Genomic DNA, 12537 nt, shown 5'->3' with positions numbered 1-12537 from the left:
ACGAAAGTTACGCGATGCTGGTGATCTTGATCTTGGTCAGTTCCTGACGGTGACCCTGACGCTTCCGGTAGCCGGTCTTGTTCTTGAACTTCTGGATGACGATCTTCGGACCACGGAGGTCCTCAAGGATCTCAGCCGTGACCTTGACGTTGGCCAGTTCCGCAGCTGCGGAGGTGACCTTCTCGCCGTCAACCAGGAGCAATGCGGGCAGCTCAAGCGTGCTACCGGCTCCACCGGGGACGCGGTTCAGCGTTACGTAGTCTCCAACGGAAACTTTTTCTTGGCGGCCGCCTGCGCGGACAATCGCGTACACCACTTGGGTACTCACTTCTCTCGACGTTTATTACAAAATTTGCGTGCGGAACCTTGGACCGGAATCAGGCCTGGTTCGCGCTGTGCCTCAACGCCGTGGACTTCTGATCGAAGTCCGCGAGTCATCCCATGAACAATTCCAAGGGGCATAACCCAAGTGTTGGCGTAAGCACCGAAGATCAAGATTACGCTAGTTTGACCTTCAGCTGCAAATTAGGCCGGGTCCGGAGGCTACCTGGTGACTTGCATCACCAGTTGTAACGGACCCTCCCGGCACCGTGCCCATACAGCCTACCGTGTTTGAGCGAGATTAACGCGATTCGGCCAAGGACGCGCGGACGTGTCCTTGCAAACGCACTGAATCCTGCGGAGGTGAGCCTGCGGAAGCGCGGCACGGAAAAGCTCAAGCAAACAACCTGGGGGCATCAAAGAACGCGGTCTCGTAGCGGCAGGACTGGGTAAAGGCGTCCATCATGGCGACCCTCTCCACGTCAGAAGCGGCGGCTGCTGCAGCATCAGTGAGATTGATCGCTTTCCGCGTTGCCGCAGCGAAGTCCTCGTCAGCATAAGTCGTCAACCAGTCGGCATATGCATGATCGGCGGGGGCTCCGGCATCCATATAGGCGGCATGCAGCTGCCGGCCTACCTCCGCGTACAGCCAGTAGCAGGGCAGGATAGCTGCAAGGACCACTGCGTAACTGCCGGAAGCAGACGTTGCCAGCAAGTGGTCCACGTAGGACTTGGTGACCGGACCGGTCTCCGTGGAGGCCTCGCGGGTGCTCAACCAGCTCCTGTGCAACTCCGACTCCACTTCCAAGCACTGTTGAGAGGCCTTAGCCCAGAACAGCTGTTCTTCCTCGGTGGGGGCAAGCGCGCCGGCACGCGCCAAGACCCTTGAATACCCGTTGAGATAGATCGCATCCTGGGCAAGGTAGTAAGCGAAATCACGTTCGGGGAGTTCACCGGATTGAAGTTGTTGAATAAACCGAAGCCCGTAGATTGACTCCAGTTCAGGAACAGCCGCTTTCCACAGAGTCGCAGCAAAGGCACCCGGCGATGACGCCCGCCGGAGGTGGTGGAAGTGATCAACAGGCCCGATCCCCTGCCCCACCCGGAGTTCTTCCGAGGCAGTCAACGCACCCTGCAGCCAAAGCTTTACCTCCCGCAGTGAAGCCTCCCAGTCACCCGTGCGGGCCTGGACCGTGGCCAAGGCGGAGGATAGAGAGCAACCGGTACCGTGGCTGTTCATCGTCAACACGCGAGGTCCCGTCACCTCCACCACGTCCCGCGACAGCAGCCCCGTGGTGTTCACCAAAGCATCAGGGCACTCCGTACCCGACAGGTGGCCGCCCTTGACCAGGACAGTATTGCCATACTCCGCAGCAAGCCGTTTGCCTTGGTCCAGCGCCGATCCCCAATCGGCAGCCTCGGGCTCCCCCAGCAACATTGCCAGCTCCGGAAGGTTTGGTGTCACCAGGTCAGCCAGAGGCAGCAGAGAACGCAGGGCCTTCCCTGCGGACTCCCGCAACAGGCGGTCACCGCTGGTTGCCACCATTACTGGATCAAGGATCACGACGGCGGGGCGCACCTCTTCGAGCCAGTCCCTGACCTGGTCAATGACGGCAGCATCGCCAAGCATTCCGATCTTGACAGCATCAATGGTGATGTCAGCGCTGATGGCGTCCAGTTGCTGACGCAGGAAGTGCGCGGGCGGGACGTGGACAGCCGTGACCCCCACGGTGTTCTGCGCAGTCAGGGCCGTGATTGCAGCCATGCCATACCCGCCCAGCGCTGCGATGCTCTTCAGGTCCGCCTGAATCCCGGCACCACCTGAAGGGTCCGAGCCGGCAATACTGAGAATGCGTGGAATGGCACGGGCCGCCGTGTGAGTCCCGGGAGCGTCGATCGGGTACACGGATGAGTATGTTGATAAAGCCATGAAGACATCCCTTCGCCGGTGCTAACCGGACAGGTTCAACGGGTCTGGATCTCAGCCTGGCCCAACGCCCGGCACCCCGTGTCAGTCCCCAAGCCTAGCCGGGAAGATATGTGGGGCGGGAACCAAACCACGCCAAAGCCCCGATGTGACCAGGGGATGCTTCCCCTGCCTTGGACTGAAGGGGACGCAAGAGGGCCCCGCACCACTGCCAATGGCAGTTGGTACAGGGCCCTCCCGGCGGCTTTTACGCTATAAGAGCGGCTTGTCTCATTAGAGCTCCGAGGCCGGAACCCCGACTCCAAGGATGATGGGCTCATCCGTGGATACCTTCTTAGCCGGCTCCACAGGCGCCTTGGCCTCATGAGCTGAGCCTCGGGTTGCTGATGCGGTCACCTCGTGGTGCTCCACACTGGTCTCATTGGCCGCACCCTGGGCCCTGCTGGCGCTCCGGTTGCGACGACCACGACGACCCCGCGGAGCTGAAGCAGCTTGGGGATCTTCCTCTGCAGCCTGTACCGGAGAGTCCGTCTTCGAGGACCCGGCGGCCTCCTGGGTAGCAGCAGCTTCCGGAGCAGCGCCGAGGTGGGAGAAAGCTTCTGCCAGGAGATCCAGGCTCATTGCCGGTTTGGCCGCCGGCGGTTCCTCGTGGTGCTCCACGAACGGCAAGGCAACTTCTTCCCCGCCGAAACGAAGGACCGGAGTGGACCTTGCTTCCTGGACAGCCGCTTCCTGGACAGCTGCTTCGCGGGCAGTCGCTGCTGCTTCGCTGCCGGTTGCCGGGCTGGCTGGCTCGTGTTGCACGCCGGCCCGCGCCTGCTCTTCAGCACGGTGCACTTCGTCGTCGTGCAAGTGCGCGGCGTGCGCAGCAGCTGCGATGGTTGCCAAGGCAGCCCTGGTGGCCTCGGCCTTGGCTTGCCGGGCAGGATCCTGGGTTTCAGCCGGGGTGGCAGGAGCAACCGGGGTGGACGTCGTCGTATGGACCTGCGCGGGAGCTTCGGCAACAGGTTGTCCCCCGCCCTTCCCGCGGCGGCGCTTGCGCTCGGTCCGTGCAGCAGGCTGCTGGACCTCGGCCTGGGGGCGGTGATGCTCAGCAGCCACCACGTTGGCGCGGCGGTGCTCAACGGGCTCGTCGTGAGTGACTACGCCACGGCCGGCGCAGTGCTCGCACTGCTCGCCGAAGACCTCAAGCAGGCCAGTGCCCATGCGCTTGCGTGTCATCTGGACCAAGCCCAGGGACGTTACCTCGGCCACCTGGTGCTTGGTGCGGTCGCGGCCGAGGCACTCCACCATGCGTCGCAGCACGAGATCGCGGTTGGATTCAAGGACCATGTCAATGAAGTCGATAACGATGATGCCGCCGATGTCGCGCAGACGGAGCTGACGAACCACTTCTTCGGCCGCTTCAAGGTTGTTCTTGGTGACCGTTTCTTCAAGGTTTCCACCACTACCGGTGAACTTGCCGGTGTTGACATCCACCACAGTCATGGCCTCGGTGCGGTCAATGACCAACGAACCACCGGACGGCAGGAAGACCTTCCGCTCCAGGGCCTTGTGGATCTGCTCATCGATGCGCCAGGCAGCAAAGATGTCCTGATCCTTGGTCCACTTTTCAAGGCGGCCCACCAGGTCAGGGGCAACGTACGTTACATAAGCCTCGATGGTGTCCCAAGCGTCGTCACCGGAGACGATCAGCTTGGAGAAGTCCTCGTTGAAGACATCACGGACCACCTTGATGGTGAGATCCGGCTCGCCATACAGGAGTTCAGGAGCCAGAACCTTGGTGGACGAGGCCTGCCCTTCGATGCCTTCCCACTGAGCGCGCAAACGGTTGATGTCGTGCGTCAGTTCTTCCTCCGAGGCACCCTCAGCGGCTGTGCGGACAATGACACCGGCGTTTTCCGGCAAGCGGTCCTTCAAGATGCGCTTGAGGCGGTTGCGCTCAACGTCGGGGAGTTTGCGGGAGATGCCGGTCATGGAACCACCGGGCACGTATACCAAGTAGCGGCCAGGAAGGGAGATCTGGCTGGTGAGGCGGGCACCCTTGTGGCCCACGGGGTCCTTGGTGACCTGGACCAGGACGGAGTCGCCGGACTTCAGGGCGTTCTCGATGCGGCGCGGCTGGCCTTCAAGGTTAACCGCATCCCAGTTGACTTCACCGGCGTACAGGACGGCGTTGCGGCCACGTCCGATGTCTACGAAAGCAGCTTCCATGGACGGCAGCACATTCTGGACCTTGCCCAGGTACACGTTGCCGATCAGCGAGTCCTGCTGGGTCTTGGACACGAAGTGCTCGGCGAGCACACCGTCTTCCAGGACACCGATCTGAATTCTGTCGTCGCGCTGACGGACAATCATTTGGCGGTCCACGGACTCGCGGCGGGCCAGGAACTCAGCCTCGGTGATCACTTGACGGCGGCGACCCGTCTCGCGCGATTCACGGCGGCGCTGCTTCTTGGCCTCCAAGCGGGTGGAGCCCTTGACGCCTGTCACGCGGTTGGACGGAGCCGTCTCTGTGATGGGGCGCGGGGCGCGCACGCGGGTGACCGTGTTGGGCGGATCATCATCCGAGCCGCCCGTCAGTTCAAGATCCTGGTCTCCACGACGACGACGGCGGCGACGACGTGACGTCACGCCTTCTTCGAGGGCTTCGGCTGCCGGCGCGTCCTCGTCCTCGGACTCGGTGCTGTCTTCAGCCTCGTTCTCCTCGCGCTCGGTTCCGCGGCGGCCACGGCGACCACGGCTCCTGCGGCGACGACGGCTTCCGGCGTCGTCCAGCTCGCCTTCGGCACCGGCTTCGGTTTCCTCCTCGGGCTCCTCCGCCTTTTCTTCCACGGGGGCAACACGGGGAACAGTAGTGAGGTCCGGAGCCTGGAAGATCATGGAGGTGATGGAAACGGGCTCCATGAACAGGGAGGTGGATGCTGCCGGGGCCTGCTCCTCGGAGGCGGCCTCCCCGGCTTCGGGCGTTGCGGCTTCCTCGGCTGCAGGCGCAGCGGCTTCCACGGCCGGGGCCGGATCTTCAGCGGCAGGCTCTTCGGGCTGGGAGCTGTTTCCCGGCGTCGTGGTTTCCTCGACTGCTTCCGCAGCAGCAGTCGCCTCCACGGCCTCAGCCTTGGGCTTGGTAGTACGACGACGACGGACCGGCTTTTCGGGGGCAGGCTCGTCAGCTGATGCGGGGATCGGTTCGGCAGTGGCTTCCTCGCCCAAGCCCGGTAGCGGCTCGGCGGTTTCCACCTTCTTGCGGGAACGGGTGCGGCGCACCGGTGCCGCAGTGGCTTCGGCGGCACCTTCCGGAGCGGAGACCTCCGCCGAAGGTGCATCTGCGTCGACAGCAACCTTGGGCGCAGCCTTGCGCCGGGTCCTGGTGGCTTTCTTTGGAGCTTCCGCAGTTTCCGCGGGAGCTGCCTCGTCATTAACGGCTACAACCTGGTCATTATCCATATGTGGCAACACTCCTGCCCCAGCGACACCGCCACATCCGGCGCCCAGTGGAGCAAATATTGTCAAAACCCGCAGGCGTTGACAGAAGTCGGCAGTATGCCTTCCGGTTCGCACCAGCATTGGGGTGCGGCAGCCCTGGAAGGCCGGCGGCTTTATTCTGAAACCCGTTGTTCTGCTGCCACAACCAGGTGCCGTCCATTGTCATGGCGGGCCTACCGGGGATCACGTGATCCAGGCATGCCCAGCTCATACTGGCGGTCTTGGGAACAAAGTCACCGGACCGGATGACGAATGTGGATCGACTCCCGGCCATGTTCATTCTCTCACACCCCTGCACATTCCCTGCGAAGGCCGCTGTGTCGCCGTTCGCACCCTCTTGCTGGGGCCTGCGTCCAGTCTTCAGAGTTACAATCCTCCCAAGAGCCATTCCCGGCTTCCGGGCCATTCGTCGAAAAGGATTACATCCGCGATGCCAAGCACCGCCAGGGAAAACCTGGCCAATCAAGCCACAAGCCGTGTGGAGGACGCATCCGCCTACCGGGATGACCTCCCTGCAACGGTCCGCGACAAGCCTTTCGCCTGGCTGCTGTTGATCACCGGGATTATTGGCTGGTTGGCATCCGGCGCCCTGGTGCTGGAGAAACTTGAGGTGCTCAAGGATCCCGACCATGTGACCGTGTGCGATGTAAATGCCTTCATCTCCTGTGGTGAAGTGATGCAGACACCGCAGAGCTCGGTGTTCGGGTTTCCCAACATGTTCATCGGGATCGTCGCTTTTGCCGTGATCATCACAACGGCTATGGGCATCCTCGCCGGAGCCAAGTATTCACGGGGTTACTGGCTGGGACTGCAAACCGGCGTCACCCTCGGCTTTGCCTTTGTTGTGTGGCTGTGGTCGCAGGCGCTCTATGTCATCCACGTGCTGTGCCCGTTCTGCATGGTGGTGTGGGCCGCCATGATCCCCCTGTTCGTTTGGGTGACCATCCGCAATGTCACCACCGGAGTCATCAAAGCGCCGCCGGCAGTGGTGAAGCTTTTGTCCGGGTATGGGTGGATCATCGTGGCTCTGCTGTACGTAGCCGTGATCGCCACGATCTTCTTTTCCTTCATGCACCTTTTCGTAGCCTCGACAGCATAGAACCACTGCTCGCGAGATAACAGTTAAGGCCAATGTTCATCAAGAACATTGGCCTTAACTGTTATCTCGGGGGGGGTGTTTAGCCCTCGAACCAGATCTTGATTTCACGCTCGGCGGAGTCAACCGAGTCGGAACCGTGAACCAGGTTCTGCTGGACAGCCAGGCCCCAATCGCGGCCGAAGTCGCCGCGGATAGTGCCCGGTGCCGCGGTGGTGGGATCTGTGGTTCCGGCCAGCGAGCGGAAGCCCTCGATCACGCGGTGTCCTTCGAAGACGGCCGCGATGACCGGTCCGCTGAGCATGAACTCAACCAGTGGCTCGTAGAACGGCTTGCCCACGTGTTCCTCATAGTGCTGTTCCAGCAGCTCGCGGGTGGCGTTGACCTTCTTCAGCTCCGCCAGGGTGTAGCCCTTGGCTTCGATCCGGGCGAGGATGGTTCCGCCCAGGTTGCGGGCGACGCCGTCGGGCTTGACCAGGACAAGGGTCCGTTCAATGCTCACAGTTGCTCCAATGCGGTAGGTAGGTGGTTTTCCCAGCCAGTTTACGGGGTTTGTGGATCGGCCTGGTCACCATGGGCTGCGTTCCATTCGGCTTGCTCGCGGTCGCGCTGGGCCACCTCGCGGTCAATCCGTATGCCTGCCCTGATCCCGTACCACCAGCAGATGGCAAACAGGATCCCCACAATGAACATGGTGGGTTCGGCAAAGCCCGTGAGGATCAGCACCAGCTGCAGCACCCAGCCCAGGGCGATGCCCCACGGCTTGGAGAGCACGGCGCAGGCCAAAACCAGCACCACCGTCAGGGCAATGCCCACCCCCAAAATGATGCCGGGGTCAACTTCCCCGCGCCTCAAGCCAAAGACCGCCAGTGTGCCGAAGAAGGCGACGAACGCTTCGAGCAGCAACACGGTGGAAGCGAACATCACCTTGGTGGACCGGCGCTTTTTGGGCATGCCCGGCCGCCACTCGCGCTGGGCTTTGGTCATTTTCGCCATGCTAGGCACTCGCCTTTCCCAGGAGGATCCGGGCCTCGGCCACCACAGTGATGGAACCAGTCACCAGGACGCCGCCGGCGAGGTCATCATTGGATTCGGCACGCTCAATGGCCCACTCCAAGGCGTCGTCGAGTTTCTCGGCGATGTGGACATTGTCCTCACCGAAGCCGAGGTCGACGGCGAGTTCGGCCAGTTCCGCCGCCGGAACGGCGCGGGCGGAGTTGGATTGGGTGAAGCAGAACTCCTCAGCCAGTCCACCGAGGGACTCCTTGAGGGTTTTAAGGATCTCTTCGGCATCCTTTTCCCGCAGAACGCCAACCACTACTACCAGCTTGCTGAAGCTGAAGGCCTCCTGGATTGCTTCGGCGGAGACGCGGATGCCGTCCGGATTGTGCGCAGCGTCCACCACTACGGTGGGGGCAGTGCGTACTACTTCGAGCCGGCCGGGTGAGGTTACCGTGCCAAAGGCTTCCTTGAGTACCTCGGCGTCGAGTTCCTTCTCTCCCCCACCGAAGAAAGCTTCCAGGGCGGCGACGGCGACCGCTGCGTTTTCGGCCTGGTGGGCACCATGGAGCGGCAGCAGCAGGTCCTCGTAGCGTCCGGCCAGTCCCTGAATGGTGAGGACCTGTCCACCCACGGCAACGCTCCGGGACTCGACCCCGAATTCAACGCCCTCAAACCGGAACGGAACGTCCACTTCGCGGGCTTTCTCCAACAGCACCTGCGCAGCATCCACCGGTTGTGCGGCGCTGACCAGGAAGCCGCCCGGTTTGATGATGCCCGATTTCTCGTAGGCAATCTCCTCAGTGGTGTCGCCCAGAAGATCCGTGTGGTCCAGCGAAATCGGCGTAATCACCGAGACTTGGCCGTCCCCCACATTGGTGGCATCGGTGATGCCTCCCAATCCAACTTCCATGACGGCAACATCAACAGGCTGGTCAGCGAACACCGCAAACCCCAGGATAGTGAGGCACTCGAAGTAGGTCAGCCGCGGCTGGTTGTCGGCAACAAGCTCACTGTCCACGATCTCCAGATAAGGGTGGATTTCGTCCCAGATGCGCACAAACGTGGCGTCCGGTACTGGTTCGCCGTCGATGCTGATGCGTTCTGTCACCTTGGACAGGTGCGGGCTGGTGTAACGGCCCGTGCTCAGCCCGTGAGCCCGCAACCCGGCCTCAATCATGCGGGCCGTGGAAGTTTTTCCGTTGGTACCGGTGATGTGGATGATCGGGTACGCCTTGTTCGGCTCCCCCAAGACGTCCATGGCACGGAACAACGGAGCCAGGCGCGGTTCCATCTTGTTTTCCGGGGCACGGCCCAGAAGTTCCGCGTAGACACTCTCAACCGAAAATTCGTCAGTCATGGATCAGGCCCCTGCCTTTGCAACCCTGACCTGGGGTTCTTCAACGCTTGCCAGCAGAACCTCCAGTTCCAAGGTCAACGTTTCGGTCTTGACGAGCTCCGCGTTGGCTTCCAAGGCGTCAACGACGTCCTGAGCGGCCTCTACGGATGTACGGATGCGGTCGCTCACTTTCAGTCCGGCGTCCTTGCGCGCCTGCTGGATAGCGCGAACCATGTCGCGGGCCAGCCCCTCGGCAGCAAGTTCCGGAGTGACCTCCGTGTTCAGGACCACAAAACCTCCGCCGGGCAGAACAGCAACAGCCGAGCTGCCGCCGTCGGCCGTTTCCGCCACCACTGTCTCCAGCGTGTATTCCTGCGGCTCAAGCTCCAGGCCGCCAGCCACTACAACGCCAGAGTCGCTGACAGACCAGTCGCCGGACTTTGAACCCTTGATGGCCTGCTGCACGTTCTTGCCCAGGCGCGGACCCGCGGCACGCGCGTTGACCACCAGCTTCTGCTCGATCCCGAACTCTTCAGGCGAGGCGGTCGCTGCGTCCAGCAGGCGGACCGAACGCAGGTTCAGTTCATCGGCGACGACGGCGGCAAAGCCTTCCAGCGCGTCCGCACCAGGTGCCACCACAGTCAGTTCCTGCAAGGGCAAGCGGACGCGCAGGTTCGCAGCTTTCCGCAGGCTGGAGCCGGTGGAGCAGATCTGCTGTACACGGTCCATTGCTTCAACCAGCCCGGGATTGGACGGGAACAGCGAAGCGTCAGGCCAGTCAGCCAGGTGGACCGAACGGCCACCCGTGAGCCCCCGCCAGATCTCTTCGGTAACCAGCGGCAGCAAGGAGGCAGAGACGCGGCACACTGCTTCGAGGGCCGTGTAAAGGGCATCGAAGGCGTCAACGTTCTCGTCGAAGAAACGCTGCCTGCTCCGGCGGACGTACCAGTTGGTGAGCATGTCCAGGTAGCTGCGCAGTTCATCGCAGGCTCCGGAGATGTCGTAGCTGTCCAGGCTTGCGGTGACGGTGCGGACCAGGTCCCCGGTGTTGGCCAGGAGGTACTGATCCAAAGTGTCGGCGTAGCCGTCGTAGCGCAGCTTCGCCTCATAACCAGCGCCACCGTTGGCAGCATTGGTGTAGAGCGTGAAGAAGCTGTACACATTCCACAGCGGCAGGATGACCTGGCGGACGCCGTCGCGGATGCCCTGTTCGGTGACCACAAGGTTCCCGCCGCGAAGGATGGGGCTGGACATGAGGAACCAGCGCATGGCGTCGGAGCCGTCGCGGTCCAGGACCTCGGAAACGTCCGGGTAATTGCGCAGGCTCTTGGACATCTTCTGGCCGTCTGAGCCCAGCACGATGCCGTGGCTGATCACATTGCGGAACGCTGGTCGGTCAAACAGCGCCGTCGACAGGATGTGCAACATGTAGAACCAGCCGCGCGTCTGTCCGATGTACTCCACGATGAAGTCGGCGGGGTTGTGGGTGTCGAACCATTCCTCGTTCTGGAACGGATAGTGAACCTGGCCGTACGGCATGGACCCGGAGTCGAACCACACGTCAAGAACGTCTTCTACACGGCGCATGGTGGACTTGCCTGTGGGGTCGTCCGGGTTGGGACGGGTCAGCTCGTCGATGAACGGCCGGTGCAGGTCAACCTGTCCTTCATTGTTCATGGGGAGCCGGCCAAAGTCGGCTTCAAGATCGGCCAGGGAACCGTAGACGTCGGTCCGCGGGTACTCGGGGTCGTCGGACTGCCAGACGGGGATGGGCGAACCCCAGTAGCGGTTACGGCTGATGGACCAGTCGCGGGCATTGTCCAGCCACTTGCCGAACTGGCCATCCTTGACGTTGCCCGGGATCCAGTTGATCTCCTGGTTCAACTCGGACATGCGGTCCTTGAACTTGGTGACCTCCACGTACCAGGAGGACACGGCGCGGTAGATCAAAGGGTTCCGGCAACGCCAGCAGTGCGGGTAGCTGTGCTCGTAGCTGGCCTGACGGACCAGGCGTCCGTCGGCACGGAGCACCTGTGTGATGGGCTTGTTGGCGTCGAAAACCTGGAGACCGACGATCGAGGCAAGCTCGCCGTTGGCAAAAAGCGGCAGGAACCTGGCGCCTTCGTCCACGGATAGGACCACAGGGATACCGGCGTCCTCACAGACTTTCTGGTCATCCTCACCGTAGGCCGGAGCCTGGTGGACAATGCCCGTACCGTCGGTGGTGGTGACGTAGTCGGCCACCAGGAAGCGCCACGCATTCTGCGTGCCGTATTTCTCGGCATCAGCAAAATCATTCCAGAGCGGTTCGTACTCGAGGCCCGCCAATTCGGTGCCCGTGTGGGTGGACACAACAGCGGCAGCCGCGGCAGCGGCGTCGTCGTAACCCAAGTCCTTGGCGTACGACCCCACAAGGTCAGTTGCCAGCAGGAAGCTGCCCGATACCGGCGCCTCAGCGGAGGCTGCCTTGACGCCGTTGGGTCCTGCAGGCAGGACGGCATAGGAGATTTCCGGCCCGACGGCGAGCGCCAGGTTGGTGGGCAATGTCCAGGGCGTCGTGGTCCATGCGAGTGCCTGGACGTCGGCAAGAGCCTTGGAGAGTTCGGAGTCCCCGGCTTTGATGGGGAACGTGACAGTGACTGTTTGGTCTTGGCGGTTCTTGTAGACGTCGTCGTCCATGCGGAGTTCATGGTTGGACAGCGGCGTTTCGTCTTTCCAGCAGTACGGGAGGACGCGGTAGCCGTTGTAGGTGAGGCCCTTCTGGTGCAGCTGCTTGAAGGCCCAGAGCACGGATTCCATGTACTCGACGTTGAGGGTCTTGTAGTCGTTCTCGAAGTCCACCCAGCGGGCCTGGCGCGTGACGTAGGCCTTCCACTCGTTGGCGTATTTCATCACGGAGGCGCGGCAGGCGTCGTTGAATTTGTCGATGCCCATGGCTTCGATCTGGGTCTTGTCGGTCATGCCCAGTTGCTTCATGGCTTCGAGTTCGGCTGGGAGGCCGTGCGTGTCCCAGCCGAAGCGCCGCTCTACCCGCTTGCCGCGTTGGGTCTGGTAGCGGCCTACGAGGTCCTTGGCGTAGCCGGTGAGGAGGTGGCCGTAGTGCGGGAGGCCGTTGGCGAAGGGAGGGCCATCGTAGAAGACGAACTCGTTGCTGCCGTCCTTGCCCGCATCGCGTTGGTCGATGCTGGCCTGGAAGGTGCCGTCTTCATCCCAGTATTTGAGGATGCGCTCTTCGATTTCCGGGAACTTCACGGAAGCGGACACGCCGTGCGTGCCGGAAGAAGACGCTGAGGCCTTGGGGTAGTGGGTCATCTCATATCCTGTGATAGCTGGTTGACTGTCAGGATGCGAGGACGGCTTCTGTGCTGCCTG

Annotated in this window: 8 protein-coding genes and 1 riboswitch; of the genes, 1 reads left to right on the top strand and 7 read right to left on the bottom strand. The window is 62.2% G+C overall.

The annotated features are described in order from the left end of the window. Positions 1-7: 7 nt before the first annotated feature. The 3 genes from rplU to BACI9J_RS08500 form a co-directional block, all read right to left on the bottom strand. The gene (gene rplU / locus BACI9J_RS08510) at positions 8-316 is read right to left on the bottom strand and encodes a 50S ribosomal protein L21 (protein WP_024816904.1); all 309 of its coding nucleotides are present in this window, start codon (positions 314-316) and stop codon (positions 8-10) included. A gap of 399 nt (positions 317-715) precedes the next feature. Further along, on the bottom strand, positions 716-2251 hold the full coding sequence (locus BACI9J_RS08505) for a bifunctional hydroxymethylpyrimidine kinase/phosphomethylpyrimidine kinase (RefSeq protein WP_159733985.1): 1536 nt from the start codon (positions 2249-2251) through the stop codon (positions 716-718). Continuing rightward, a riboswitch (TPP riboswitch) is annotated at positions 2242-2340 on the bottom strand. It overlaps the preceding gene by 10 nt. Before the next feature lie 181 nt (positions 2341-2521). Then, entirely contained in the window at positions 2522-5692 is a 3171-nt protein-coding gene (locus BACI9J_RS08500) for an Rne/Rng family ribonuclease (protein ID WP_201296540.1), read from the bottom strand. A 469-nt stretch (positions 5693-6161) separates the two neighbouring features. On the opposite strand from BACI9J_RS08500, the gene BACI9J_RS08495 reads away from it, so the two are divergent. After that, positions 6162-6830, top strand: coding sequence for a vitamin K epoxide reductase family protein (locus BACI9J_RS08495; RefSeq protein ID WP_159733983.1), 669 nt, complete (start codon positions 6162-6164; stop codon positions 6828-6830). Between the two features lie 79 nt (positions 6831-6909). Here the strand turns inward: BACI9J_RS08495 and ndk are convergent, their stop codons facing one another. Genes ndk through ileS form a run of 4 tightly spaced genes read right to left on the bottom strand, consistent with a single transcriptional unit; the run spans position 6910 to position 12477 of the window. Further along, complete coding sequence (gene ndk, locus BACI9J_RS08490; RefSeq protein WP_062069281.1) at positions 6910-7329, bottom strand: nucleoside-diphosphate kinase; 420 nt, start codon at positions 7327-7329, stop codon at positions 6910-6912. A gap of 41 nt (positions 7330-7370) precedes the next feature. Continuing rightward, positions 7371-7823, bottom strand: coding sequence for a DUF4233 domain-containing protein (locus tag BACI9J_RS08485; RefSeq protein WP_159733982.1), 453 nt, complete (start codon positions 7821-7823; stop codon positions 7371-7373). 1 nt (position 7824) lies between these two features. Continuing rightward, on the bottom strand, positions 7825-9186 hold the full coding sequence (locus BACI9J_RS08480; protein ID WP_159733981.1) for a bifunctional folylpolyglutamate synthase/dihydrofolate synthase: 1362 nt from the start codon (positions 9184-9186) through the stop codon (positions 7825-7827). Between the two features lie 3 nt (positions 9187-9189). Further along, a complete protein-coding gene (ileS, locus tag BACI9J_RS08475) occupies positions 9190-12477 on the bottom strand; it encodes an isoleucine--tRNA ligase (RefSeq protein ID WP_159733980.1) in 3288 nt (1095 codons plus the stop codon). Positions 12478-12537: the final 60 nt, after the last annotated feature.

Origin of the sequence: Arthrobacter sp. 9V, from assembly GCF_902506065.1 — a bacterium.
In the GTDB taxonomy this organism is placed as follows: domain Bacteria; phylum Actinomycetota; class Actinomycetes; order Actinomycetales; family Micrococcaceae; genus Arthrobacter.
The sequence above is the reverse complement of the archived record's forward strand: the minus strand, read 5'-3'. Positions and strand labels throughout refer to the sequence as shown.